This window comes from Arcicella aquatica (assembly GCF_034928825.1).
Taxonomy (GTDB): domain Bacteria; phylum Bacteroidota; class Bacteroidia; order Cytophagales; family Spirosomataceae; genus Arcicella; species Arcicella aquatica.
Genome location: NZ_JAYFUL010000013.1, coordinates 1 through 26,962, shown reverse-complemented (window position 1 = coordinate 26,962; position 26,962 = coordinate 1). Strand labels below are relative to the sequence as shown.

At 34.9% G+C, this 26,962-nt stretch carries 20 protein-coding genes and 1 rRNA gene; 11 read left to right on the top strand and 10 right to left on the bottom strand.

Features of this window, described 5'->3' with window-relative positions; genetic code table 11:
* Positions 1–77: 77 nt before the first annotated feature.
* Positions 78–2,387, top strand: a complete 2,310-nt coding sequence (locus tag VB264_RS10185) for an efflux RND transporter permease subunit (protein WP_323249032.1) — start codon at positions 78–80, stop codon at positions 2,385–2,387.
* Between the two features lie 89 nt (positions 2,388–2,476).
* On the opposite strand, the gene VB264_RS10180 is transcribed toward VB264_RS10185, so the two are convergent.
* The 4 genes from VB264_RS10180 to VB264_RS10165 all read right to left on the bottom strand — a co-directional run bounded on the left by VB264_RS10180 (position 2,477) and on the right by VB264_RS10165 (position 7,876).
* Positions 2,477–3,415 carry a DUF6607 family protein gene (locus tag VB264_RS10180; RefSeq protein ID WP_323249031.1) on the bottom strand — a complete coding sequence of 313 codons (939 nt, stop codon included), beginning with the start codon at positions 3,413–3,415 and terminating at the stop codon, positions 2,477–2,479.
* Between the two features lie 184 nt (positions 3,416–3,599).
* Positions 3,600–4,319, bottom strand: a complete 720-nt coding sequence (locus VB264_RS10175) for a DUF4198 domain-containing protein (protein ID WP_323249029.1) — start codon at positions 4,317–4,319, stop codon at positions 3,600–3,602.
* 63 nt (positions 4,320–4,382) lie between these two features.
* Positions 4,383–5,507, bottom strand: coding sequence for a PepSY-associated TM helix domain-containing protein (locus VB264_RS10170; RefSeq protein ID WP_323249026.1), 1,125 nt, complete (start codon positions 5,505–5,507; stop codon positions 4,383–4,385).
* Positions 5,508–5,515: 8 nt separating this feature from the next.
* On the bottom strand, positions 5,516–7,876 hold the full coding sequence (locus VB264_RS10165) for a TonB-dependent receptor (RefSeq protein WP_323249024.1): 2,361 nt from the start codon (positions 7,874–7,876) through the stop codon (positions 5,516–5,518).
* 425 nt (positions 7,877–8,301) lie between these two features.
* Here VB264_RS10165 and VB264_RS10160 point away from each other — a divergent pair, with 425 nt between their 5' ends.
* The 6 genes from VB264_RS10160 to VB264_RS10135 all read left to right on the top strand — a co-directional run bounded on the left by VB264_RS10160 (position 8,302) and on the right by VB264_RS10135 (position 12,740).
* Positions 8,302–10,404 carry a TonB-dependent receptor plug domain-containing protein gene (locus tag VB264_RS10160; RefSeq protein WP_323249021.1) on the top strand — a complete coding sequence of 701 codons (2,103 nt, stop codon included), beginning with the start codon at positions 8,302–8,304 and terminating at the stop codon, positions 10,402–10,404.
* 184 nt (positions 10,405–10,588) lie between these two features.
* On the top strand, positions 10,589–10,939 hold the full coding sequence (locus VB264_RS10155; protein WP_309923797.1) for a hypothetical protein: 351 nt from the start codon (positions 10,589–10,591) through the stop codon (positions 10,937–10,939).
* A gap of 4 nt (positions 10,940–10,943) precedes the next feature.
* A complete protein-coding gene (locus VB264_RS10150; RefSeq protein WP_323249019.1) occupies positions 10,944–11,345 on the top strand; it encodes an STAS/SEC14 domain-containing protein in 402 nt (133 codons plus the stop codon).
* A gap of 10 nt (positions 11,346–11,355) precedes the next feature.
* Positions 11,356–11,568: a hypothetical protein gene (locus VB264_RS10145; protein ID WP_309923791.1), complete on the top strand. Its 213-nt coding sequence runs from the start codon at positions 11,356–11,358 to the stop codon at positions 11,566–11,568.
* A gap of 29 nt (positions 11,569–11,597) precedes the next feature.
* A complete protein-coding gene (locus VB264_RS10140) occupies positions 11,598–12,215 on the top strand; it encodes an HmuY family protein (RefSeq protein WP_323249017.1) in 618 nt (205 codons plus the stop codon).
* Between the two features lie 192 nt (positions 12,216–12,407).
* The gene (locus tag VB264_RS10135) at positions 12,408–12,740 is read left to right on the top strand and encodes a DUF6686 family protein (RefSeq protein ID WP_323249015.1); all 333 of its coding nucleotides are present in this window, start codon (positions 12,408–12,410) and stop codon (positions 12,738–12,740) included.
* A gap of 72 nt (positions 12,741–12,812) precedes the next feature.
* Here VB264_RS10135 and VB264_RS10130 read toward each other — a convergent pair whose 3' ends face one another.
* From VB264_RS10130 to VB264_RS10120, 3 genes are all read right to left on the bottom strand, one after another.
* Positions 12,813–13,886: a phytase gene (locus VB264_RS10130; RefSeq protein ID WP_323249013.1), complete on the bottom strand. Its 1,074-nt coding sequence runs from the start codon at positions 13,884–13,886 to the stop codon at positions 12,813–12,815.
* A gap of 83 nt (positions 13,887–13,969) precedes the next feature.
* Entirely contained in the window at positions 13,970–15,220 is a 1,251-nt protein-coding gene (locus tag VB264_RS10125) for a right-handed parallel beta-helix repeat-containing protein (protein ID WP_323249011.1), read from the bottom strand.
* Between the two features lie 29 nt (positions 15,221–15,249).
* Complete coding sequence (locus VB264_RS10120) at positions 15,250–18,009, bottom strand: TonB-dependent receptor (RefSeq protein WP_323249009.1); 2,760 nt, start codon at positions 18,007–18,009, stop codon at positions 15,250–15,252.
* Between the two features lie 36 nt (positions 18,010–18,045).
* On the opposite strand from VB264_RS10120, the gene VB264_RS10115 reads away from it, so the two are divergent.
* A complete protein-coding gene (locus VB264_RS10115) occupies positions 18,046–18,195 on the top strand; it encodes a hypothetical protein (RefSeq protein ID WP_323249007.1) in 150 nt (49 codons plus the stop codon).
* An 89-nt stretch (positions 18,196–18,284) separates the two neighbouring features.
* Here the strand turns inward: VB264_RS10115 and VB264_RS10110 are convergent, their stop codons facing one another.
* A complete protein-coding gene (locus VB264_RS10110) occupies positions 18,285–19,940 on the bottom strand; it encodes a tetratricopeptide repeat protein (protein ID WP_323249005.1) in 1,656 nt (551 codons plus the stop codon).
* A 276-nt stretch (positions 19,941–20,216) separates the two neighbouring features.
* Here VB264_RS10110 and VB264_RS10105 point away from each other — a divergent pair, with 276 nt between their 5' ends.
* Entirely contained in the window at positions 20,217–21,482 is a 1,266-nt protein-coding gene (locus VB264_RS10105; protein WP_323249003.1) for an alkaline phosphatase family protein, read from the top strand.
* 101 nt (positions 21,483–21,583) lie between these two features.
* Here VB264_RS10105 and VB264_RS10100 read toward each other — a convergent pair whose 3' ends face one another.
* Together VB264_RS10100 and VB264_RS10095 are read right to left on the bottom strand one after the other, a co-directional pair.
* Positions 21,584–22,510: a ParB N-terminal domain-containing protein gene (locus VB264_RS10100; protein ID WP_323249001.1), complete on the bottom strand. Its 927-nt coding sequence runs from the start codon at positions 22,508–22,510 to the stop codon at positions 21,584–21,586.
* A 21-nt stretch (positions 22,511–22,531) separates the two neighbouring features.
* Positions 22,532–23,479 carry a ParA family protein gene (locus VB264_RS10095; RefSeq protein ID WP_323249000.1) on the bottom strand — a complete coding sequence of 316 codons (948 nt, stop codon included), beginning with the start codon at positions 23,477–23,479 and terminating at the stop codon, positions 22,532–22,534.
* 1,181 nt (positions 23,480–24,660) lie between these two features.
* Between VB264_RS10095 and VB264_RS10090 the strand changes: the two genes are divergently transcribed.
* Both VB264_RS10090 and VB264_RS10085 read left to right on the top strand, forming a co-directional pair.
* A complete protein-coding gene (locus VB264_RS10090) occupies positions 24,661–26,139 on the top strand; it encodes a replication initiation protein (protein WP_323248998.1) in 1,479 nt (492 codons plus the stop codon).
* A 517-nt stretch (positions 26,140–26,656) separates the two neighbouring features.
* Positions 26,657–26,962, top strand: a 16S ribosomal RNA gene (locus tag VB264_RS10085); the annotation flags it as partial.

The window sequence follows — 26,962 nt, the reverse complement described above, 5'->3', positions numbered from 1 at the left end:
ACCATTAGTTTCCCCTGAATATTTTATTCAGGAAATAATCCTTTTGTAATACATCAGGGTTCCAAAATCATATTATTATGTGGAATACAATTGCCAAATTAATCATCCAATATCGCCTTCTTTGGATAGGAATCATTCTTAGTTCAACTGTTTTTATGGGTTTTGAAGCTAGTAAAATTGAGCTCTCGTATGAAATAGCAAGGATTTTACCTTCATACGACCCTATCGAAAAGGAATACCAAGATTTTCGTAAAAAATTTGGCGAAGATGGTAGCATCATGGTGATTGGCTGGCAATCACCCAAACTTTTTGAATTAGAAAAGTATCAACAATTAGTTAAGCTTACAGAAGACATTAAGCGTTTAGAAGGTATCAAAAATATCATTTCAATCGCTAATCTATACGAACTGAAACGAAATGATTCTCTCAGAAAATTTGAAGTAGTCCCGATTCATAGTAGTTCGACGATATCACAGGCGGAGCTCGATTCTATTCAGAAAAAAGTATTAGCATTGAAGTTCTATGAAGGCATGGTTATCAATCATGAAACTAACACGGCTTTGATGGCTATTACCTTCAATGAAAAAACATTGAATTCTTCTAAAAGAATTGCCATTGTAAATCAGATCAAAAAAATAGCGAATGATTTTTCAATAAAGACTCAAACAGAATTACACTATTCGGGTATGCCTTTTATTCGAACGGCCACCATGCTGAAAGTCTCTAAAGAAATGAAGCTTTTTATGGGTTTAGCCATTTTGATTACGGGCTTAATCCTTTGGTTCTTCTTTCGTTCTATTCGTTTTACGATTCTATCCATTTTTGTAGTATTGATTGGGGTAATCTTTTCACTAGGAACACTCCAATTATTGGGTTATAAAATCACGATTCTTACAGGGCTTATTCCACCATTATTAATTGTAATCGGGATTCCGAATGCCATCTTTTTAATTAATAAATACCAAGCTGAATTAGTGTCACATGGCAATAAAGAAGTTGCCTTGACCAATATGGTTACGGGTATCGGGCTTTCTACCTTCTTGGCAAACGTTACTACGGCCATTGGGTTTGGTGTTTTTTACTTTACTAATAGTAGCCTTTTAGTTGAATTTGGAGTAATTGCGGCGCTTAATGTCATCATTACTTATCTTATTTGTATTTCTTTAATTCCGATTGCATTATTCTATATGGGACTGCCGAAGTCTCGCCACTTAAAGCATTTAGAGGTAAAATGGATTAATACATTTTTGTCTAAAATCAATTACTTGGTACATAACAAGCGAAGTGTAATTTATTCGGCAGTTTTTGTGGTAGTCTTAATTTCTGCTTATGGTATTACCAAAGTACAAGTAATTGGTTATGTAGTAGATGATTTACCTAAAAATGACCCTATTTATACCGATTTAAGGTTTTTTGAAAAGAATTTCAATGGTGTTTTACCTTTTGAAATTATGATAGATACCAAAAGACCTAACGGAATTTTTGATAATCAGGCTCAAACATTATACAAAATAAAGGCATTGCAAAACAAAATGCGTGCTTATAAAGAGTTTTCAAGGCCTTTGTCGATTGTAGAAGCTACTAGATTCCTGTACCAATCTTATAAAGGTGGCGAAGCCAAGTATTTTATCTTGCCAAACGTTTTGGAACTTTCTAAACTAACGGAATATGTACAAAATGGCAGTGCATCATCTAAGCAATTCAAATCGTTTTTGAATGAAGATAAAAGCGTTACGCGTATCAGTTTCCAAATGGCAGATGTTGGCTCCTTGCGCATGAAAGAGCTTATTGATGAAATTCGCCCACAAGTTGATGCTATTTTTGACCCTAAAGAATATAAAGTAAGCCTTACGGGTCATAGTTTGGTTTTCTTGAAGAGTAATGATTATTTGTTATCGAATCTATACGAAAGCTTATTGATTGCCATTGGCTTAATCGCTGTTGTAGGAATGGTTTTATTCCGTTCTATTCCAGTAATTATTCTATCAAAACTTCCTTGTTTAATTCCCTTGGCACTGACAGCGGGATTGATGGGCTTTTTAGATATTCACTTTAAGCCTTCTACTATTTTAGTATTCAGTATTACTTTCGGTATTGCTTCAGATGGAACGGTTTATTTCTTAACAAGGTACCGTCAGGAATTATATGAAAAAGGACATACTGTGTCACAAGCCATCACCAACAGTATTTTCGGTACAGGTTTAAGTATGATTTATACTGCCATTATCCTTTTCTGTGGCTTCTCGATTTTCGCAGTATCAAGCTTTGGAGGTACAGCAGCAATGGGTGTAATGGTTTCTATTACGCTTTTAGTAGCGATGATTACTAACTTAATATTATTACCCTCTTTGTTATTAACAATCGCTGAATATCAGAAAAAGAAATAAGTTTTGTAATACATAAAAAAACCGTCGTCTGTTAAAATACAGACGACGGTTTTTTTATTGTTCATTTTCTCTAAAAACGTTCTTAGATATTAGTTTTTCAAAGAATATAAATTACTATCATTCAAATACTTATTGATTACCGAACGAATTTCTGCTTGACGTTTCGTTGCATTTTTCTCTCCCTTCGCTTTCAAAGATTCTACTACATCATCTAATTCTTTCCACAACATCTTTCCGTCGTCTGATTTTGCTTTTAAACTTATTCCTTTGTTCTGAGCAATCAATTGTCCCCATACAGTACGAACATCAACCCAATATTCACGGTTTTTAGCCCAGAATTCAGTAGCTATCTTACATTTTTCATCATCAATTTTTTTGTAATCGTTCAAGCCTTTTTCTTGTGCCAATAGTTTATCGCCTGAAGCATTACGAATCACTTTATCATTATCTTGCTCGTGTAAATAACCATCAGGCGTTACATGGATACGATTGTTTCTTCTCAATACCTGATAGTCTGAACGCTTAGTATATTCTCTTCTTGGAAGTGGCGCATCAGTAATATTTGCCCAAAGGTGTTGACCATCTTTATGAATCCAAGAGGCAGTACCTTCATAACGTGGCATATCGTTTACTTCAAAAACAGATTGAGACCATTGCCCTTTTACCTGATTTTTAGGCAACTGCGTAGCCTTCCACGTCAATCCTTTGTCAAAAGCCAATAGGTCGGTATTTTCATACTGCCAGTCTTCACGCCAATGTTTTATAACCATCGTATCGTTAATAACCAACAAGTGCATCAATACTAATTTGTCTTTGCTTTCTTCATCCACAAAAACCCATTCTCTACCTCCTGTTACATAACGATCATGATATTGATAGTTTTTATCGGGTGCAAAGGTTTCTGCATAACTAAATTTTATATCAAAACAACCACATTGCCCTTTAATGGCAGCAATATCTGTACTTTTTTGAGCATTTGCTAAGATTGATACTCCCATCAATACCATAGCTAAGAATAGTTTTTTCATGATTTTTTTAGACATTATTTTTATGATACTTTCTGTGAATGTTTATATTTTTTTTAGCCCTTAAAAATATAAAAGCTTATACGCATAGCATCGCAACAATGATGGAGCCATAAAAACTAGATTATACTCGTAATAGGCCCTAGTGCTATACGATATTCACTATACGTTACACTGATTTTTATTATTAATCAAGCACAAAGGTTGTTTCAGATTTATATCTAATTGTTTGATAATCCTTTCCTTTAAAAGTACCAGGAGTATTATCAATCCATTCTAATTCTACCAAGTACATTCCTTTGCCTGTTGGGGTAAAAGAACTTTCTCCTTTTTCATTGGTGAATAATGATTTCTCCCAAGTCTGTGGGTTAATAACAGTTACTTTAGTTTTAGGCAAACCCTTTTGGTCTTTATACGTTGTCAAAAGAACCTTGTCTTTTTCCTTACTCACGGTAATATCTAAAAACTGAAGCTTGTTCTTTGCGCTATTTGTTTTACCAACTTGATAAATGGTACGCAAGAACTGCACAGGGCGCGTAACGCCTAAATTGTGTTTTGTCCAATCTTGTACCTCACGGGTATCGTTGATGGCCAAAACCTGATAAGTTCCTTCTTTTTTTGGCGTAAAGGTTCCTTCCCAATGGGTTTCTTGCTGAGTCATAGTAATAGCCGATTGGTTTCCATCTCCATCAATTACTGAAACACTAAGTTCATTCATTTTATTGAGCCTATCTCCTTTCTCTCTTATTCCAGAAGCGTATTCTCCGTAAAACATCAGAATTTTGACGGGACTTCCTATTTTACCAGAACCTTGTGTTTCAAACCAATATCCATGTGCCATGGATAAAAAAGGGAGACACATCATGGTAAATAAAGAGACCATTTTGAATAATATTTTCTTCTTCATTTTTAACTGTTTTGGGTTTGATTAAATAATACAATAGGTACTCTGAGGGTTTTAAATTTAAAATCAAGTGCGTTTTTTTCTTCTCCCCCACCAAATCAACACACCAGAAATAGGCAAACTAGCAGCTACTAAGCTCACTAAAAAGGCTAATACTTTTCCTGCCAAACCAAATATTGCCCCTACATGAATATCATAATTCATTCGGATAGCTTTATCAGCGAATTTTGCTGCTGGAAACCTTCCATAAAGGTGATTTACGGACAATTCTTTTAATGAATATTGGTCAAAATAACGGTAATCAATTTTCCACGTTGTGCCTTCTTCCATATTTACATTGACAGCAAGCGATGCTGAATCTGACTCTGGAATATGTACTTCAATCGTTTTGGCAAGTGGCTGTTCTGCAAGCATTTTATACCAAATACGGTCAATAGCAGGCGATTGTTTTGTTAAATTTTCTTTCTGTTTTTTATCTGAAAAAACTTCTGTATACATCGTTGATTTTTCACCTCCCAAGCCTCCATACACAGTATTAGCAAACCATTCAAAGCCCCAGACTAAACCCGTTAAGGCAATAATCAAGACAATCCAAGCTGAATAAAAACCTAAAATATTATGCAAATCATAATTTTTACGTTTCCATTTTGTTGCATTTTTCCACCGAAACCAAAAGCGTTGTTTGGCAGCACTTTCGTTTTTGGGCCACCATAAAATAATACCAGAAATCAACATGACCACAAAAACCAATGTTGAAGTAGCCACTATCGGCTGACCTATCGTTGGTGGGAGCCATAAATAGTAATGCCCCATTAATACTATTCTAAAAAAATCGCTATCCATATCTTTTACTTCCAATACTTCTCCATTATAAGGATTGAGGTAGGTGATATAATAATAGGATGGTTCATAGTGATAAAAAATAGCTTGTGCTGACTGACTTTTACCTGAATACAGAATCGCATGAAGCTGTTTATTCGGCAAAGTTTTTAACGCTATTTTTTCAAGGGCTGATGGTCGTAAAAAAGGTTTATTTTGGACTTCTACAAAGCGAAAAGGCTGAGTGACATTCTGTATTTCTTCCTGAAAAGCATACAAACAGCCCGTTATAGAAACAATAAACACCACCAAGCCAGACGCAAGCCCAAGCCATAGGTGAACCTGTCCTATAATTTTTTTAAAACTCTTCATATATTTATTTAAAACTTATAGCCAACCGACAAACGTACATTACGTAAAGCTTCTGTTTGGTAGTAATAATAACCTGCTGAGTAATAAGCTCCTGAATACAAATAAGCATTCAGAATATTATTTACATTCAATGCAATTGAGAAGTTATTTGATTGATAAGAAACTGCTCCATCCATACGGAAGTAATCTTTCAATGGTTGGGTTGTTCCATCAAATACATACCATGACGAACGTCCAGCTTGATATTGCCCTCCTAAAGAAAGTCCCCATCCTTTTATTTTTCCGTTTGTGGCCTTATACGATAACCAAGCATTCGCAATATTTTTTGTTGAGCCTGCTACAGCAACGCCTACCTTCTCTGCATCTGTATCTTTAGTTACTTTTGCATTAGTATAAGCGTAGTTCAAAGTCAAATCTAGACCATGAGTAACTTGTCCACGTAAGTCAAATTCAACACCTTCTGTTTGCGTTTGCCCTAGTTGTACAGAGAAGTTTGGATTACTTACATCAGCAGTTAACACATTATTTTTAGTGATGCGATATGCCGACAATGACGTTGTCCATAATCCCCCAAGCCATTCTCTTTTTAAACCTAATTCTTTGTTATTTCCTGTGATTGGGTCAAATTTTTTGCCATCTTTATCACCTCCAGCTTGTGGAATAAAAGCCTCGTCGAATACTCCATAAACTGTAGTATGTTTGTCTAAAGAATAACTCAAACCTATACGAGGCGTAAATTTATCAGCCTTAGCTAAGCCAGCATAGGGATTTCCGTCTGTTGAAGTAGTATATCGTCCTGCTAAAGTTAATCTTAATTTATCTTCAATTATATGAATTTCATCTTGTAAATAAATCCCTGTATAGGTTTGGTAATAATTTACTCCACGCTCACGAAGGCTCAAAGAACGGTCGAATTTAGGATATGTCGAAGCAGATGTTACACCATATTGAGGATTATAAATAGCTAATGAACTGATGTTTCCTGATTGCATCCAATCGTGGAAATAACTTTTGCTTCCCATATCTACCCCTCCTAACAAAAGGTGTTTTACATTTCCCGTTTTAAAATCACCATTAATGAAAAACTGTCCTAATTTATTGGTTCCATCAATATCCCAAATTGCCATATTTCGGTGCAGTGTGTCGCCATTTGCGGAGAAACCACTTGGCCACATAGACTGCCCAACTTGGCTATAGTTCATATAAGCTACTTGTCCTGTAAATTTCCAGTTTTTATTGATAGCATGAGCCAAAGTCAAAAAAAGCGTATTGTCGTTAATGTTGGTAGCTGGCATATTGGCTTCGGCAGTTGTAAAGTTTACTGGTAAATCGCCATAACCTCTTGTCGAGAAAGAATAGTTAGAACCAATCATCGACATTTGATTGTACTGATAAGTATATTCAGCCGTCAATGAAGTTTTATCATTGAATTGATATTTGATTACTGGGGCAACTGATACACGATTGTTAAATTCAAAGTCACGATGTGAACCTTTCATTTGTCCCATTAAGTTTAATCGGTATAATAATTTTCCATCTTTACTTAATTTTCCATCTAAATCTATCGTTGAACGATACGTTCCAAAGCTTCCAACTGTCATTGTCGCTTCTCCTTTGGTCATACCTGTCGGTTTTTTCGTTACTACATTATAAAAACCTGATGGCTCGCCATTAGCAAGCATAAACCCTGCTGGCCCTTTTACAAATTCTATTCGCTCAACCATACTCATATCTTCAGCCAAAGGTCCCCAAAACATTTGCACGTTCATCCCATTACGGAAAGCACCTATTTGAGAACCGCGCATATTTAGCAAAGCATAATTATCCCAGTGTTCCAAACGAGTAACTCCACTTACGTTACGAGTTACACCTTCCAGCATATCAAAAATTTGCTGGTCTTGTAATAGTTGTTTCGTTACTACCTGAATATTCTGGGGTATTTCTAAAAGTGGTGTTTTTAAGCGAAGTGAAATTGATGGATAATCCGTAACATATTTGCTAGGATTCGATACCACTATAACTTCTTTTAGCTGTTTACTGTCTTCTGTTAGTTTAAAGTCTATTTCTTTCGTTTCTCCCGCTACTAATACCACACTTTGGCTTTGGGCTTCTAAGCCTACAAAACTTGCTTGCAGTGTATATTTCCCGGGTTTAATTTCTGTGATTTCATAGTAGCCATTCACATCTGCAATTACACCTTTGTTGGTTCCTTTTAGTACTACATTTACAAATTCGGCTGCTTGTCCGTCACTTGTTACAACTTTTCCTTTGACAGAGGCTGTTTTTTGAGCTACAGAAGATATACTACTCAGTAATAGAATACTGCTAAAAATAACACTAAAAATGTGTGCTTGTACTTTTTTATTCATGACATTATTTGATAAGGATAAAATTATTCTAAGACTCCAAGTGTGGATTTGACTCTGCAAATATTATACTTATTTAGACTAAATCAAAATAATTTTAGTTTTTATTTGGAATCTTTCTAAATAATACATTACCTTTGTCATGTTACTTTTGAACAAGAAAGTTTTGGTGACTTTGGGATTATTGGACTCGAAGACTAAAAGATATAAGACATTAGATGTAAGACACTAGACTTGGAGATTTTAGATTTTGGAGTTATTGGACTATAAGATCTAAGACGCTAGACTTAGGGATTTTAGGTTTTAAGACTATTAGAAAGGAAACAAGAATTGGATTTCTCTATATTATCCAACTAAAGATTTATATCAATCACTAACATTGAATAATGCTGAGGCTAGCTGCTGAAAGCTAATTACCCGAACATCTTATGAAGTGTATAATTACCTTATTGTTTATATATAATGCTTTAAACGTGTTTGGACAACAGAAACATGTTTTAAGTGATAGTTTAAAAACAAGTAATTTAAATGAAGTTGTTGTAACCGCTACTCGCAATGAAAGGGCTTTAAATGCTTTACCCATGCCTGTAACACTGATTGGGCAGAAACAGATTCGGGCGATGGGTTCATTGCGATTAAGCGAAGTACTTGCAGAACAAACGGGACTTTTTATTGTAAACGACCACGGGCAAGGGCTTCAAGTTCAAGGGTTTAGTCCAGATTATACGTTAATTTTGTTGGATGGTGAACCTTTGGTTGGAAGAACGGCTGGTACGTTAGAATTATCAAGATTGGCAGTAGCTAATATTAAACAAATTGAAATCGTAAAAGGGCCTTCTTCTAGTTTATATGGCTCAGAGGCTTTGGCTGGAGTAGTAAATATCATTACTGAAAGGCCTAATGGTACAAAGGGTTCTTTTTCAGCAAGATACGGAACGAATCAGACAACTGATTTATCTGGAAACATGAGCATAAAAACGAAAAAGTCAGGGTTCAATCTGTTCTTAAATCGCTATGCTTCTGGTGGATACGACTTTACACCTGAAACTTTTGGACAAACAGTTTCACCTTTTCAAAATTATACGATTACCCCAAAATTTACCTATGATTTTTCAAAAAATGTAAGTTTGAATGTATCAACAAGATATAATATTGAAAATCAAGAAAGTAGCTTATTAGTCGGAACAGACCAAATAGTAGGAACAGGTTCAGTAAAAGACTGGAATTTTAACCCAAGTTTAAGGGTTTCTTTTCACCAAAACCTAAAAGCTGTTTTTAGATTTTACAATACGCAGTATAAAACAAATTCTGAACTTTTATTTCAGAAAGACAATAACGTATATGATGCAACGTACTTCAATCAGAAGTTCCTAAGACCAGAAGTTCAGGTAGATTATGCCATAGGCAATAAACAAGTATTAACGCTTGGGGCTGGTAAAATCTGGGAGAGTGTAGCAGCAACGAGGTACGATGATGTTAAAAGATTTGAAACCAATTATGGGTTTTTTCAATACGAAAATTTACTGGTGAGTGCTCTAAACCTAACTATCGGTGGTCGTTTTGACGCTCACTCCGCTTACAAAGCTCAGTTTAGTCCCAAGGTTTCGGTGGCTTATGATTTATCTAAAAAGGTAAGGCTCAATGGCTCTATTGGAGTGGGTTTCAAGGCACCAGATTTTAGACAATTGTACCTCAACTTTACCAATGCCGTAGCTGGTTATAGCGTGTTTGGCACACAAGAAGTAGCGTTAAATTTAGCTCGTTTACAGGCTGAAAATCAGATTGCTGAAGTATTATTCGATGTAAGTAAACTGGGTGAATTAAAAGCCGAAAGCTCTTTAGCATTTAATTTTGGCGGGAAAATTGATTTAGATAACGGTCTGAAATTCAAGGCAAACGTTTTTAGGAATGACATTTCAAACCTAATTCAGACTCAAGCCGTAGCCCTAAAAACGAACGGACAAAGTGTTTTTAGTTATATGAACCTTACCAAAGCATTTACACAAGGGATAGAATTAGACGCTAGTTATACGATTGCCAACAATAAGTCGCCTATTACATTAAGTGCTGGTTATCAGTTTTTGGAAGCAAAAGATAAAGACATAGTAGATAAAATAGCGCGTGGTGAATTATTCAGACGTGACCCTGAAACGTTGGTAACGGTTAGAGTAAAAGCTTCTGACTATGAAGGACTTTTCAATCGTTCTAGGCATTCAGCCAATATCAAAGTGTTCTATGAAGATATGAAAAGTGGCTTAACAGCTTCGCTAAGAGGGATTTATAGAAGTAGATATGGTTTTGCTGATTATAACGGAAATGGGATTGCTGATGTTAGCAATGAATTTGTAAATGGATACATCCTTTGGAATGTATCTGCTAGCAAAACCTTCCAAGAAAGGTTTAGATTACAAGCAGGTGTTGATAATGTATTAGGCTATACCGATACTAGAAATATTCCAAATTTGGCAGGAAGACTAATTTGGGTAAGCCTTGGTATCAACCTTGAAAAACACAAAATTACAGAACAGTAGAGTAGCATTCGGGGGGGGCATTTATCCCGAATTCACGAGATTATGGTAAATAGTAAATGACTCTGATTTTATTGAAGTCATTTCTGAGCATCAATCGTTTTTTTCTTTTCGTTCACATTGTACAAAAACAGTCTTGAATTATCGAGACTGTTTTTAAAAAAGTTTTCTACTAAATTTTATTAATATGAAAGATACACAACAACATATCATATTAGTTGAAACGGATAATGCAAGTGCTTGGCAATGTAAATGTTGTAATGAAATACAAGTTCAATATAAAAACTCTTTGATGACTTTTGAATGGACAACGATGGTGACGTTTTTAAGAAAATTAAATGAAGCCCCGCATGCAGAAAAGTTTTATATCATAGAATTATGCAATTTAAGAAGCGTACCCAATATACAAACAGATATATTTTCAACAGGTCTATTTTTAAATAACACAGAAATGAAAGAGTTTTTATTTGTGTTACATAAGGCTTGTGAGAAGGTTGATTTAGCGCTAATTTTTAGGAATACATTTCACAATAACTAAGCTAATGGTACAAATTGAAACACATTTTAAATGTCCTGTTTTTTCGATGAAAATTAGTGAAAAAACAACGCAGGAAGATACCAGAAGCTATTTGTCAGAAATGAGTAAGCTAATTAATAAAAACGAAAGTTTTGGCTTACTATTCGACTATCCAGAAGGAAATCTATGCCGCGAAAGAGGTGTCGTAAAATTAGAAACCACTTGGTTTAAACATTATCGCAGAGAGTTTTCCAGACAATGTTTTGGAATTGCAATCGTCACGAAATCATTTTTTATGGCAAACGTCTATCACCATATTGTACAATATTTAGCTAAGCGTACCTATGGCTGTCCTGTAAATATTTTTGAAAATCGTTCTGATGCTCAAAGATGGTTAATGGACTTGTACTTAACTCCTAAACAATAAAATTAGTCAGATGGAAACATTAATGTTCAAAACAAACATTACCTCTCCTATTGGTATACAAGCCATTTGGGATGCCCTCAAGTCAGTAGGAATTAGCAATTTCAATATTGACTTTCATGATGTGAACAAAGTTTTAAAAATTGTATCTGAACAGTTTACACCGAGCGAAAAAATTATTAATGCCCTTGTTGGGCTAGGTTACCAATGTGAGAAAATATCATAAACTCATCCCTTTATTTAAATACAAAAAACATGAATTCTTTACAAAAAATTGCCTTGTCAGCTTTAGTTATTAGTACGCTCTTTATTGCTTGTAAGAAAGATGATGAAGTAGTAGTACAACCCGTAAAATCCGAAACAGTAAAAGATTTAGCTGCCGACCCTACTACTAACGTTAGTGCTACTGGTCAGCCTACAGGAACAGGAAAATATACTTTCTTTAGTTTCAAAAATGGTATCGTTGCTAGTTCAGACTCAGCAACCACGAAATGGGATATTGGCGTTAGAGCTACTACAATTATTACAAATGGTGGTGGTTCTGGTAGTGGTCAAGGTGGTGCAGTAGTAATCACGGGTATTTTCGATGAAATTAAAGAAGTGCCTGCCTCTGCCACTTTTGCACAAGATACTAAAACCACATTTGCTATTCCAACAGGTGCAGGAAATGGTTGGTACAACTATGCTAATGGTATTATCACGCCAGCGGCAGGAAAAGTAATATTAATAAAAACTGCCGACGGTAAATATGCTAAAGTAGAGATTTTGAGCTACTATAAAGGTGCTCCTACGACTCCAACTACTACTGATGTAGCACGTTATTATACATTCAGGTATGTATATCAACCAGAAGCAAGTACAAAGTTTAACTGATGATATTGAATCGCTCAATGAGAGAGTAAAAGACATCGCTCTCTTATATAAACTACCACTGCTTTGCGGTGGTAGTTTTTCTTAATAGTATTATCATAACCGACCTCATTGAGGTCGTCGGATTCCTTTTACGAAAATTTCGCTACGTTACTTAATTTTTTCTGTTCGGCTATTATCTAAAAAGCTTTTCTTATGGAAAATTCACACGATTTCAATACGTTAACCGAAAATGAAAACGGTTATATTGGTTATTGTCCATGTTGTAAAAAGTATAACCTTGCCTACAAAAACTCTTTGTTTATCCTGAATGAATTTGAGTTTGGTGCTTTTCAAGAAATGTTAGAAAACAAAATAGGCATTCATGATTTTTGGACTTCGCATGGGAAGGAATATATGATGCGCACGCCCCTGAAAAACTATTTTGTTCTGTGGAAAGAAAGTGAAATAGACGAAGTATTAGATATGATGGAAGAAATTGCCTTGCTAGTAGAGGCTCATAGAGCAGTTAATATCAATAAGAACTAAATATATTCAAGTTTTAAGTGCGGCGTAATTTTTCTATCTCCGCACTTAAAACTTGAACTCAATTATTCATTATTACTTAAGTTGTTTCCCTGCTATATCTTCCCATTTATAGAAATGAAAAGTACGGTCGTCGCTCATGGCGATAAATAATCCTTTCTTGAAAGTATTATTCAAAGGCACAGAAACCGTTTCAGAACCATCACTTTTATTCGCTTTTACCTTCACGACTTTCAGTAGCTGATGGTCGTTTGAATTCTGTGCTGTTCCCTCTCTGCTAAACACATGGAATTGGTTCGCTCCTTGATCCGACACTAAAATATAACCAGTCGTTGGTGAGGTTTGATAAATAGAAATTCCCTCGTGGTCTTCCGTAAAACCTGTGGTAGCAAACAATGCTAATTCTTGGTTACCCTTTGATGGTTCAGCATAATATTTTCTTACACCAACACCTTCGTCGGAATAATAGACATAGCCAAGCTCATCATCCACAGCGATAGATTCTATTTCTTTTTTTCCGCTATATACTCCAAACTTTCTTACTAAGGTAGCTTTTACCTGTCCAGCTCCATTATCTTCTAAAAGATATTGCCAAAGATAAGAGCCATCTGTCGGGCCAGATTTTCTACCTACAATTGCGTAAATTTTGCCAGCTTTATTTTTGTATAAAGATATTCCCATCAAATCACGAAACTCTGCTCCTGTCTCGTTCTCAAATACCTCAATACCTCCATTATCAACGGCTTTCATGTCTGGTAAAGCATAGATACGAAGTTTATGCGTAAGGCGTTCTGTAGCCACGGCAATGTCGGTAGCTTTGTTATTTAGCATCAACCCATACTCAATATCCACATTATCAGGTCGCTTTAACCCATGGACTACTTTATCCGTTTGAATTTTCCCTTGTAAATCATACACATACAAAGCTCCATCTACGTCTTTATCTGTACCCACTATTAGGCTTTTACTGGCATCAGTAGGGTTTATCCAAACGGCAGGGTCGTCAGTATCGTGTTGTACAGGTTCAGTGATAAAAGTGGGCTGTACAATGGGTTGTTCGCTAGCGGTAGTATTTGTTTGAACAGCCACTTGTTTACAAGCGTTAAGCGAAAAGGCAAGCAAAAAAATGGTTAAAAACCTATGGTTCATTATTCTTTATAGTTGTTTAATTGTGAGTTAGTGATTGAGTGAGTTATGAATCTACAATTCATAATTCACTCAATCACAACTATTTACTTCGTTCCAAAAGCTCCAATATACGATGCTGGTTCAGGCGATTTGTAAGTCTGACCATTAATCGTGATACCGTCTTTATAGTTTCTAGTGAAGGTAGTAATTCCTTTATTCAACGCTGGCGAACCTGTAGCTAAGTGAAAGTCCCAAGTAGTTGTGAAATCAGCATTCGACTTATCAGTACTTACTGGATAATTCACAAATTTAGGGTCGTTATCACCTGCTTTTGTGCTAATAATATCGTTCTTTCCTGTTAAAATTTCAGTACTTGGTTGGAATTGATTTACTCCCTCTTGCGTATAGCCATAGTACAACGAATTACTAACTACCGAACGAGTATCTTCTGGTTTTTTAACATCTCTCTTAATACCAAAACGAGTGTTTGCCATTAAATTATTGTACAAATCTGCACGAACACTTGCTTCAAGCCAAATAGAACCTCCTTTGATAGTTGGTCTTCTCCAGCCTGTATTCACAATCGTGTTGTTATAAGCTACCACATAAGCCTGAGGAGTACGGTCACCAGCATTTGATAATTTCAAGGCATTTGTATTAGTGCTGTAAATTAAATTATAAGCTACGTCAGCAACACAACCTGATTTGATGTTGATAGCTTCTCCACCACTTTCACCTGTTGTATGAAAAGTGTTGTTGCTAAAAATGATACTTCCACCTTCTAAATAAGTACAGTCATCATGCCAAAAACGAACGATAGAGTTTTGCATTACTAACTTTCCTGCTGTATTTGAAAACCAAATAGCTGGGTCAAATTCACCACTAACGGCTTTGTATAAACCTTGTTTTACCGAGGTAGATGATTCTGTTGTAACAGCTCCACCGTACTCCATAATTACATTATTTAATAACAATTCTGAACAAGTTTTTGAGGCTAAAATTCCACCCCACAACTTACCGAATTTGTTTTTAGTAATTCTTGCACTCTCAGGAACAGTCATTTTAACAGGGTTTGCCGTGCTTCCTGTTATGTACAAATTACCATTTACGATAATTTCAGGCTTGCTTGTAGTATCCATCACTACTGTTACGCCTTCTTCAATCGTTAAACTTTTTCCTGCTGGAATGATGATGTCAGTTTTTACTTGAATGATAGAACCTTTTACCCAAGTTCCTGATACTTCACCCGTTACCGACTGCTCTACAACTGGTGTTGTTTTGTTTTCGTCTTTACTACAAGCACTAAACAATGTGGCTAGTAAGAATGCTCCTACTAAGATTTTTGAATTTTTCATGACATTAATAAAGTTGAATTTTGAATATTTTAGTATTTGAATTTTATGCCTATTAAATAACTTCTTTGGTAATAATCTTCACGAATCAAGGTTTTATCATTTCCTCCTTTTGATTGCTCTGGTATATTGGCATTGACTGGATTGGTATTTTTGATAAATACTCTCATTGGTGTATTTAATAAATTGTTGGCTTTGCCAAAAATCACCCAACGGTCACTTAATTTTTTTTCTATTGAGAAATCCATCTGAACGAAGGCTTCTTGCCATAAATCATTATCTAAAAACTGTGAAACTGTATTGATACGCTCACCTGTATACGACGCTGCTAATTGTGCATCCCATCCTGTTTTTGAATTTCTATAGAGTAAAGAAAAATTACCGATGTGTTCCGACTGTCCATAGAGTGGGCGCGTTTGATTAACGGAGATAGATTCTAGGTTACCCGAACTATTACGAACCCTGATATTCTTTTTGGTTGTAATAGACGAATGTGTGTAGGTATAGTTTGCCTTGATGCCAAAGTTTTTGAAATACTTGATTACATCTAACTCTAAGCCATAATTATTGGCATTCCCAAAATTCCCTGGTGTATAGAATACGTCTTGGCCACGAGTCTCATCCACTTGTAAGGTATATTCTATCGGGTTTTTAATGTATTTATAGAAAACGCCAGCCATTATTTGGTCAGATGCATTCGGGAAATATTCATATCTCAAATCAATATTGTCGGCCACAGCACGTTGCAAATCAGGATTTCCTCTTTCTTGAAATTCTTCATTGACTACTTTCCCTGGAACAATCTCGAAAAACCCAGGACGATTGATTGAACGGAAATAGGAAGCACGCAAATTTTGAATGTTATTTAAACTATGCTTGACGTTTAAGCTTGGCAAGAAATCAGTATATACTTGGTTTCCAGATGGATGAAGTTCGCCAAGTGGAAATAACATCTGATATCCTTGGTCTGTATTTTCAACCCTAAGTCCACCAATAAATTGCGTTGCTTTGGTATTTAGTTTTGCCATTAAATACCCTGCTGCTATTTTTTCAGTAGCATCATAATTCAATGCCGAGGCTACTGTTCCTCTTGGGTTTTGAACGGTAAAATCTACTTCGTTATAATTGTTAAAGTCTTTACCAAACACTGCAAAAGGATTTGTTGGTTGAAGTACATAGTTATTATAAAAATTACTTCTCTGTTTATCACGATACAATACTCCTGTACTGATTTCTAGCGGGTTACTCTTCCATGAACTTAAATACGTCAAGTTTAAGTAAGTGGCTAAATCGCGGTCATCATTATGTTCCCAACGGCGACTACTTTGCTGAGGATAAATTTTAGTTTCTACAAAGTTTTCTCTTTTACCCAAGACGCTAAAGCTAGTATTGTCAGGCACTTGGTTAGAAGCCGTAGAATATACTGCCGACCAATTGAATTTGAATTTATCTGATAATTGATGTGTACCTTGTAAAGTACTATTGAAAATTTGTTGTTGCGTAAGCCTTGAACGAACCCCAAACGTTAAGCCTGCATTTCCTTTTTCTGGGTCGTAGCCTCCTGATGAGTATTCTGTGGTTTTAGTATCCCTTAATTGCTCGTTAATCAGGTTCATATAGGCATTGTACCACTGCAACTTATTTCGCTCGTTTAATCGAAAATCAATTTTTGCATGTAAGCCCAAACGTTCTTGTCTTTCAGAATATTGACGTTCAGCTAAACTGGTAATTCTTGAAGTCTTTTCAGTATCATAAACCGTTGAAGAGAAGAATTTACTATTGCTACCACGATACGTGTTTTGGAAACTCCCTGCTAAAATTACACCTAAACGGTTTTGTAAAAAACGATTCCCTATCGATAACCCTCCTACGATATTAGGAATTGGATTTTTAGTTTGCAGTGTCAAAGTGCCTTTCGGAAAATCTTTTGATGTCGCCGAATAGGTACTACCATTTAATTCATAAGGCGATTGCTTTTGAATCTGGCTTGCATCAAAACTTGTAAATCCACGATTCATGAATAACTCATTGTATCCTCCTGCTAAATTCCCTTTAATTTCTAATTGATTAGGTGCATCTTTCATCACCATGTTTACGACACCTCCTACGGCATCGCCTTCTAAATCAGGCGTTAAGGTCTTAAATACTTCTAAACGACCTAACAGTTCAGAAGGGAAAATATCTAGCGGCACATAGCGATATTTGTTATCTGGGCTAGGTATTTTGATCCCATTCACCAAGGTATAATTATAACGCTTATCCATTCCTCGCAGAATGGCATATTGTCCATCACCATTACTATTCCTTTCAATAGAAATTCCTGATACTCTTTGAATTAAGTTCGCCACCGTTAAATCTGGAGAAATTTCTATCGCCCTACCAGAAACAATGTTCATCAGCTGATTCGCTTTACGTTCTGAAAAACGAGCCGAATTTTCCGTTGATTTATCGGACGTGGCAGTCACAACAACTTCATTGAGCGATTGTTTTAAATCAGGTACTAAACTCAATTTTAGAAAAGTATTGTCTTTACCGATGATTACCTCTTGCGTAATAGTTTCGTAAGCAACATAGCTAATTTTCACTTGGTATTTCCCTGCTGGAAGGTTCTTGATGCTGAATGAACCGTCTAGTCCAGTAGCATCATAAAAACCTTTTTTATCTAATCGTACATTTGCTCCTATTAGCGGTTCTCCCGTTTCTTTATCAATCACTATTCCACTCAATGTTCCCGAGAAAGCAGTAAAAGTGATTAATATAAAAAAACTAATTAGGCTGTATATTTTGTTCATTTTGTTTTGTGATTTATTTTTAATTAGCTTTTTCGTATGAGCTTAGTTAAAAATTCTTTCGACAATCATTTTTTTGATGTAACAAAGGTTCAAATACAAAATGAATACAACCAAATTTGGGGCGTTACAAAAAAGCAACAGCGTTACAAAGGGCATAAACAAGAAGGCAACAATAGAAACAAATAACAATCAACTAACTGTATATCAATACATTAAAAACAACCAATCGCTACATTATCAAATTGTTACCGTTACATTTCCAAATCATTAACAACCTATAATGCTTGAATAAATGCCGAAAGACTATCTCCTTGAGCTAAATTCAATTTCTTCCTCAAACGGTACCGAACTACCCGCAGGCTGTCTTGAGAGATACCTAGCAACGAGGAAATATCCGCAGAATTAAGATTCATTTTTAACAAAGCCACCAATCGTAAATCGTTTGCGGTAAGGTTATCAGTCGTAGCTTTTAGCTTATCAAAAAAGCTCTGATGTACTTGCTCAAAAATACCCCTAAATTCGTCCCAATATTGGTCATGATTAAAACTTTGATTAATTTCCTGCATGATTTGCCTAAGCTGTCTTTTAGGGTCACGACGCTCGTCTTTAATCATTTCTTCTAGTTTGTTATATAGCTTTTCAAGCAATTGATTTTTCTGGATAACATGCAGGGTGTGCGAACTCAATTCTTTGGTTTTTACTTCCAGTAGATTTTTAAGATTTTCTTCCTCCAATACTTTATTTCTCAAAGCTACCTCCATCAATTCCTTTTGGGTTTCATATACATGATTTCGCTCTTCATTCAAAAATCGCTCACTTTTTATTTTCAAGCGTTGTCGACTAATAATTACCGTCGCCAAAGCCGCCAATAAAATCGTTACGATTCCGATAGCAAAGCCAATAATTTGGTTTTGCTTTTTCGCGTTATTCAATTGCTGTATTTCATTGTTCTTTTTACTGATATCATACATTACTTGTAGCAAAGCCAATTGCTTATTACTATTCTCATCATAAATATCTAAGGCTGTTTTTCGGCTTAATTCTAAGTAATGATAAGCACTATCGTTTCGTCCAAGTAAGTTATAGGCTTTTGCAATATCACGATACGCTCCTGATAGCTGATAATTTTCTTTTGTATCCAATGCCATAGCCAAGGCCTTTTTAGAATACTGTAAGCTTTCTTTTACTTTATCTGTTTTTCTAAAAACATCTCCTAGGTTATTCAATACTTCTATTTGGGCTATCTGATTGTTTGTCTCCTTATTAAGCGTAAAAGAACGTTGATAATAAAAATAGGCTGAATCGTACTTAGCAAGGTCTTCATAAATACTTCCAATGTTTTCATAAATCTTAGACATCCCTTGACGATTATTAATCTTTTGGTAATGCATCATTGCCCGACGCTGATAAACAAAGGCACTATCATATTTTTGCTGTTTTTCGTATAACTGACCAATCTTCCCCAACGTATTGGCCATCCCTAATTCATTTTTGGTATTTTTATAAATCCCCAACGCTTCATCATAATACTGACGAGCCAAGTTTCGCTGATGATTGTAATAATATAAAACACCCAAATCGTTTAAATTACCGGCCAACAGTTCTTTCTTTTGGTTGGCCTTAAATATCGTACTGGCCTGTAAATGAAAATCCAATGCCTGAGGGTAATGCCCAAAGTGATAACAGATTTGCCCCATTTGTTGTAGATAAAGCCCTGCTTGAACAAAATCCTTTTGCTCGTTTGCCTTATTATACTTTTCTTTTAGCAAGCGAAACGTGGTATCTGGATTATGGAAATACAGCCCCAGATTTTCTTTATCTTCCTCCTTAAATGTTTGTGAGCAGAGATTTGAAAGATTATTTACTAATAAGCATATAACAAAGAAGCCCTTGATAAAGCGACGCGAAGAATAATATTGGATGAAATTCATAATGAGTATTAGCCGAAAAATTTGCTAAATTTCTCTCTTCAATGCGTCAAAATCATTATTTCAATTAGAAGTTTAACAAATATTTAATATGGTGGTGATGTACCTAACCTTTATAAATTTGATTTTTGTGTCCATTTGATGTTTGGTTAAACAACAGATATGAATAAGTTTTTTGATTTTTGATTAAGAATGGACTAAATTGCTTTAAGAGATTTTATTAATCATCAATTCACTTCAACAAATTTTAAAGCCTATCAATTTGTGATAGTATTTCAAATGAAAAAATCAATACTCCATCTCCTTTTTGTCTTGCTATGTTTCTGTGTTTCTAATACCATTGCTCAAGACTTAACGCAGCAAATCATTCCGAATCGTAGCAATAGCCTAGCTCAACAACAAAAGCCTTATGTCATTTTGATTTCTGCTGATGGTTTTCGTGCAGACTTTACTGATAAGTACCAAGCCAAGCATCTTCGTAAATTGAGTAATGATGGCGTAACAGCTGCCTACATGCTGCCCTCTTTTCCTTCTCTTACTTTCCCCAATCATTATAGTATCGTAACGGGAATGTATCCAGCGCATCATGGCTTGGTTGACAATTCTTTTTATGATGCCCAACGCCAAGAAAGTTATGGAATGGGAAATAAAAAGGCTGTTGCTGATGGTTCATGGTATGGCGGAACGCCTTTATGGGTGTTAGCAGAACAACAACAGATGATAAGTGCTAGTTTTTATTGGGTTGCTTCTGAAAGCAACATTCAGGGAACTTTACCTACTTATTATTACAACTATAACGATAAAATAGATATTGATACGCGTATTAAAACGGTTAAAAACTGGCTTCAATTATCTGAAGATAAGCGTCCGCATATGATTACTTTTTATTTCCCTGAGGTTGACCATGAAGCCCATACTTATGGCCCAGACTCAAAAGAAACCGAAGAAGCAGTACATTTTGTAGACAATAGCATTGGTAAATTGGTTGCCACTGTTGATTCATTACATTTGCCTGTAAACTTCGTGTTTGTTTCTGACCACGGTATGACCAAAGTTGAATACGAACATCCTATGCTTTTACCTAAAGCAATCGACCCTGAAAAATTCATTATTCCTCGTGGAGATGCATTGTTGCAATTGTATGCAAAAGATAAAAAAGATATTAAGCCAACCTACGAGGCTTTGAAGAAAGAAGCAGTTGACTTTGATGTATACTTAAAGAAAAACATCCCTAGCCGTTGGCATTATGGCAAAAAAGACGATAAGTATAATCGTGTTGGCGATATTTTACTTGTGCCACATTTGCCTAAAGTATTTGGTATTACAGGTAAATCTACGACGCCAGGGAAACACGGTTTCGACCCAGCCATTGAAGATATGCACGCTACATTCTTTGCTTGGGGCCCAGCCTTCAAACCTCAAACAAAAATAGATGGTTTTGAAAACGTAAATATCTATCCAATGATTAGTAAGATTCTTGGCTTAGAATACAGCCATAAAATAGATGGGAAACTAAAGGTATTGGATACTATTTTAAAGAAATAAAACATAAAAAATCCAGATGGTCAAAATGACCATCTGGATTTTTATCAATAATGCTTTTCTATTTAGTTTACCTAATGGACATTTTGACCATCTGGCAAATATCAGTTTAAAATCAATTTAAATTCCTGTAAAGCAAGTTCAATAGCCTCAAAAGCTCCTATATTTCTACTAGCATATGCTTCGTTAATAGCACCTAATACTTTATTATATTTCTCTTGAGCAATATCGTTTGAATCATTCTCCGACTTTTTCTCTTTTGTATTGCTTTCTTGTTGTAATAGAATTTCCTCTACTTTCTCAATATCATCAATCGATTGGTTTTTCTCATTCGACTTGGCCAATAATTGTATTTTACTTTTTTCAACTTTCTTTTTGCCAGAAAGCACTTCATTACGAAGGGTAGGCGTGAGTTTTTCTAAGCCTTCAGCAAAGGCAGCATCTCTCCTAATTGTTTTTTCGCCTACATTATATTCTTTGGCTAATCTTTCGGCAGTGGTAATTTTTACAGCATTTTCCAAATGGTCATTTTGACCATCTGATGAAAATCCTTCTTTTTTGCCTTGTAAATTATCCGAAACATCATTTTTCTCGGTATTATAGCGTAATCCTCTCAAATACGATGCTTGTTGTGCATTTAGGTTTCTTCGTCCCAATTGCAAATCAATCATGTGTTCTTTTACTTCTTTAAACGAGTTAAAAGACAACAATTGCACATTGAAAGAAACACCAAATTCTTTGCATATTCCATAACGATTGTGCCCATCTATCAACACATAAGCTGGCTCCGTTACGTTGCCTTCACCAATAACATCCTTGGTTGTTTCCCAAAGTAAAAGTGGGTCTTTGCATCCATTTGCTAACAGATTAGCCTTTAACTGCGCTAATTCTGAATCTAGCAATGGGGGAATGAAGCTTCTTAATTCTTCAAGGACTGTTATATTTTGTTTTATCGACTCTAAGGGCGAAAAACTATTTGTGATAGACACCCTTGCTTTTTCTGCAATCGACATTTTTATGTTCTTTGCCATTTCTATAAAATGTTAATTGGATTAAAACAATGATAGGTATTCGTCACAAAATTCTTCATAACATCTTGCAGCTTCTGAATCTTTATCAAATGTTCTGATGGGTATCTGTTCTATCTGAGCTTTCTGAAAGGCAATCAAATGTTTAATTTCCTTGCTGAATACTTTAATGTGTGGGAAAATGCTTCTTACTGTTTCTTTAATCCCATCATGAACAGTATTTTTCCTAACCATGGTAAATACAATGCCATCTACTTGCAGGGCTGGATTAAAAATTTGGCGAGCTTCCGAAATACGCTCCAACAGGGTATTTAATCCTTTTAAAGCCGACATTTCTGGCAAAAGGGTAATTAAACAACTGTTAGAGGCTTGCATGGCACTCATCGTAAGAATGTTCAAAGATGGTGGACAGTCAATCAAAATAAAATCGTAGTTCTGGCTAATCCTTGCTATCAATATTTTCAAGCGTTGTTCACCACCTACTTTATTCACCAATTCTGTTTCAGCTTTTGCCAATTCTATATCCGACGGAGCAATGTCTAGATTTTCGCCGATGTTGTAGATAGGCAAATCTGCTAATTTTACTAAACTATGATAAACTTGCTTTTCATCTTGCAGGTTTATATCAAAAATCTGACTTAAATTACCTTGCGGATCTAAATCAATAATTAATACTTTAAAGCCCATTTTAGCGATTGCCTCACCCAAATATCCCGTTGTCGTAGTTTTACCTACTCCGCCTTTATGGTTGATAACAGATACCACTCTGGCTTTTTCATATAAATTTGTTGAAAACCCGTACGAAGTTATTACGGGTAATAAGAGCTCTAAATGCTTTTCACTTAAATTCCGTTCTCCTTTCAATGCTTTAGCCAAAGTATCTTTGGCAAGTCCTGCTTCTCTTTCCAATGTCGCCACTGAAATAGCATTTCTTCTTCTGAGAAATCTCAATAATAACTCTTGAGTCAACATTTATGTAATGATTAGAAATGAAAAGATTATCAAAGTTACACTATTTGCATGATATATTATACAATAATAGCACTAAAGCATAAAATTTCATACAAATAATTATTTTAGCTTTTATTCTTTTCTTTATTAAAAATAAAAAAGAATAAAAATCGCTCTCTCAATTTTTCCTTTTTTGAGAGAGTTTTTTAATATATTTTTAAAAGAGTTTTTTAATATATTTTTTAGCACCTCTGTAATTGACTGATAATCAATTTATTACACCACTTTTTGGCAACAAATTGTAGGTAGTTTGGCAACAAATTGTAGGTAGTTTGGCAACAAATTGTAGGTGATAGGCAACAAAATGTAGGTAATTAAGCAACAAATTGTAGGTAATAGGCAACAAAATGTAGGTGCTAAGCAACAAAATGTAGGTGTCGTAAATAAGAGCGTATTTTAATGAGATGTTAAGTGGATGATTTTTAGTTATTTATAAAATAGTTTGGCAACAAAATGTAGGTTTAGGTATAAATTACTACTAAAAAGCTTGGAAATATCAAGGATTTGCCACGTTTGAATAATTAGGCAACAAAATGTAGGTGATTTGATATTTTTTAAAATCAATTATTTAAAAATAATCTCTCATTTTCTGATTTTAGAGGGGCATGATTTGATAGTAGGCAGCAATATAAAAAGATAAATTTCCTCTAGATATGTTTGGCAACAAAATGTAGGTGTTTTTTGCCTTTTAATATTCTTTCCTCTGACTTTATTAAGCAACAAATTGTAGGTAAAACACCTTGTGAAAGGCTTACAAATGTATTGCTCCGTTCAAAGGGCTGTCTATGTTGTTAATAGGCAACAAATTGTAGGTATTTTTTAGCTAAATACTATTTCTACCATCTGTATTATACATATTCTGAATATTGGCAGGTTTCAGATATTGACTGATAAACCATGTCAATATCTTTATTATGCAACAAATTGTAGGTATTCTTATGGTATATGACAGTTTTATCCGCCTTTTTTCATATCACGTTAGGCAACAAAATGTAGGTATGTAAATGATCATGGTTATTAAGCTAGCTTATTACCAGCTCCTAAATAGGTGAAAAATTTACAGAAATATGTAGTATGTTTGGAAACATTTTTTTGTAAAGTTGCCAAAACAAATTAGTTTTGTATAGGTAACCAATATGCAGATGAAAAATGAATTAGACTCAAGCTTAAATATTGAATTGTTTCAGAATAATCCTGATTATCTGATTTTCAATAATCCGTTGGCCAATCCTAAATTCATTAGAAGAATTTCTAAGAATGAATCGGTCTCTGTAGATGATATTTATACAAGGAAATTATTCATCGAAATCGCCTCTCGTTTAAAGCCATCACATTTGTTCGGAATGGAACAGAATGAAAGCGTATGTTTTACCATTCATATCAAAGATTTTTTAGAGAGGATAGGAGTAACCCATAAAAAAGGCTACAACTATTTAATAGAAAGTGCCGAAATGCTTCAAACTACTTTATTAAAGTGGCGAGAAGGAAAATTAGAAGTAAGTACTACCATTATTTCTCAAATGATTCACGATGAAGGGTCAGGGAAGATACAGCTCTTTATCGTGCGAGATTTGGCTCAGAAGATTTTAGAGGTAAACGAGCGAGAAAACTTCAGCTTTTTAAAAGAGAATTTCTTTAGGTTACAGAATAGCCAATCTATTAAACTCTATCCATTCTTTAAATCTTGGTTAAACAAAGGGTTTTATGAAATAGATATAGAACGTTTCAAAATTCAATTTGAATATAACACTAGTGGTTATTTAAAGTTTTCAAATCTTGAAAAGCGAGTATTGATACCAGCCATTGAAGAAATCAATGATAAAACAGACATTTTTATTACGTATCAGAAAAAAGGGACTAACCTTGATAAACTACGTCCAAAAATTACGGGATTATTATTTGTAATTAAATTGAAAGATAAAACGCCTTTTTCCGAACAGGATGAATTTATAAAACAAATTGAGTTCAAGAGCTTCTCTGAAATGATGGAACCTTTGAAACAAGAAGAAGAGCCAGATAATAACACCCGTCTATATGCATTATTTAAAAAAGTTAATTTACAAGAAAAACCAGAAGTCAATACCATTGAAATAGAAATTGATGCTTATGTTGACAAATATGGGAGAGAGCTAGTAGAAGATTGTTTCAATGCATTAATAGATAAAAAAATAGTAGTACGGAGTATGGCGTACTTCAGTACTAGAAACCTGTTTGAACAGCACGAAGGTTATACCAAGCAAAAAAGGAAGAAAGTAGAAGAGAAAAAACAGAAGATAAAGCAAGAAGCCGAAAAGGCCAACCGTCAAGAAGAACTAAAAAGACTAGTCATGCTTTTTAAAGAAGCAGAGCTGAATTACTTTGAAAGGAGATATGATGTATTGAGTGATGAAGACAAACTTAGTTTGATGAATGAAATGATGGAAGCAGGGCGAAATAGCGAATGGTACTTTGATGCAAATGCACAGCCAACACAAATAGCCAAGCAACACATGGGAATGATTTTCTCATTAAGAGATTTATACAATCCATATAACAGGCTAGAGAAGTTTCAATACTGGATGAGTAAGGAAGGAAAAGAGATGGAAATCTCAGATGAGATAATACAATTGCTCAATTATTGAGAAACAGAGAAGAATATCCAAACTTTCAGCAAGAGGTTTGGATATTTTGGTTTTAAACCCAATCAATTTCAGAATAGGCACAAATTCAAATATGCTTATTTAAAGTATTTTTATGACAATTTTAATTGACTAAATTTGAGTAATTTCTACGCATCTTTTTTTGAGTATTTTTCTTGCTTTTTTTTTATATCCTAACAGTTTAATTTTCAGTACAGTTGCAGTTTATTTTGTAAAAACTTCAAAAAAAGTTTTGATTAAGGTATTGTTATTAAAAAAAAAGCTTGCATCTTTGCACTCCCAAACGACGCCAACGGGCAGAGAGAGGGAAGTAATTAGGAAGATAATTACGACGAGATTTAAGGGTTACAACGGTAATTTTTAGGTTAAAGAGTTCTTTGATGTATTGATAGAAATGATTAATAAGATTAGCTTTTAATAGACAGGTTGTTTTTTGTTATTGATTCTTTATTTTAGAATAGGGAGCATAAGAAGACAACGAAACTATAGTAAAATATTTACAATGGAGAGTTTGATCCTGGCTCAGGATGAACGCTAGCGGCAGGCCTAATACATGCAAGTCGAACGGTGTAGCAATACATAGTGGCGCACGGGTGCGTAACACGTATGCAACCTACCTTATACTTAGGGATAGCCTTTGGAAACGGAGATTAATACCTAATAGAACATTAGACTGGCATCGGTTATATGTTAAAGATTTATTGGTATAAGATGGGCATGCGTCCAATTAGTTAGTTGGTGAGGTAACGGCTCACCAAGACGATGATTGGTAGGGGAACTGAGAGGTTAATCCCCCACACTGGCA

Bases quoted from the DNA above. Each gene is read 5' to 3' on its own strand.
- VB264_RS10185 (WP_323249032.1), top strand. From the start codon at position 78: ATGTGGAATACAATTGCCAAATTAATCATCCAATATCGCCTTCTTTGG.
- VB264_RS10180 (WP_323249031.1), bottom strand. From the start codon at position 3,415: ATGAAAAAACTATTCTTAGCTATGGTATTGATGGGAGTATCAATCTTA.
- VB264_RS10175 (WP_323249029.1), bottom strand. From the start codon at position 4,319: ATGAAGAAGAAAATATTATTCAAAATGGTCTCTTTATTTACCATGATG.
- VB264_RS10170 (WP_323249026.1), bottom strand. From the start codon at position 5,507: ATGAAGAGTTTTAAAAAAATTATAGGACAGGTTCACCTATGGCTTGGG.
- VB264_RS10165 (WP_323249024.1), bottom strand. From the start codon at position 7,876: ATGAATAAAAAAGTACAAGCACACATTTTTAGTGTTATTTTTAGCAGT.
- VB264_RS10160 (WP_323249021.1), top strand. From the start codon at position 8,302: ATGAAGTGTATAATTACCTTATTGTTTATATATAATGCTTTAAACGTG.
- VB264_RS10155 (WP_309923797.1), top strand. From the start codon at position 10,589: ATGAAAGATACACAACAACATATCATATTAGTTGAAACGGATAATGCA.
- VB264_RS10150 (WP_323249019.1), top strand. From the start codon at position 10,944: ATGGTACAAATTGAAACACATTTTAAATGTCCTGTTTTTTCGATGAAA.
- VB264_RS10145 (WP_309923791.1), top strand. From the start codon at position 11,356: ATGGAAACATTAATGTTCAAAACAAACATTACCTCTCCTATTGGTATA.
- VB264_RS10140 (WP_323249017.1), top strand. From the start codon at position 11,598: ATGAATTCTTTACAAAAAATTGCCTTGTCAGCTTTAGTTATTAGTACG.
- VB264_RS10135 (WP_323249015.1), top strand. From the start codon at position 12,408: ATGGAAAATTCACACGATTTCAATACGTTAACCGAAAATGAAAACGGT.
- VB264_RS10130 (WP_323249013.1), bottom strand. From the start codon at position 13,886: ATGAACCATAGGTTTTTAACCATTTTTTTGCTTGCCTTTTCGCTTAAC.
- VB264_RS10125 (WP_323249011.1), bottom strand. From the start codon at position 15,220: ATGAAAAATTCAAAAATCTTAGTAGGAGCATTCTTACTAGCCACATTG.
- VB264_RS10120 (WP_323249009.1), bottom strand. From the start codon at position 18,009: ATGAACAAAATATACAGCCTAATTAGTTTTTTTATATTAATCACTTTT.
- VB264_RS10115 (WP_323249007.1), top strand. From the start codon at position 18,046: ATGAGCTTAGTTAAAAATTCTTTCGACAATCATTTTTTTGATGTAACA.
- VB264_RS10110 (WP_323249005.1), bottom strand. From the start codon at position 19,940: ATGAATTTCATCCAATATTATTCTTCGCGTCGCTTTATCAAGGGCTTC.
- VB264_RS10105 (WP_323249003.1), top strand. From the start codon at position 20,217: ATGAAAAAATCAATACTCCATCTCCTTTTTGTCTTGCTATGTTTCTGT.
- VB264_RS10100 (WP_323249001.1), bottom strand. From the start codon at position 22,510: ATGGCAAAGAACATAAAAATGTCGATTGCAGAAAAAGCAAGGGTGTCT.
- VB264_RS10095 (WP_323249000.1), bottom strand. From the start codon at position 23,479: ATGTTGACTCAAGAGTTATTATTGAGATTTCTCAGAAGAAGAAATGCT.
- VB264_RS10090 (WP_323248998.1), top strand. From the start codon at position 24,661: ATGAAAAATGAATTAGACTCAAGCTTAAATATTGAATTGTTTCAGAAT.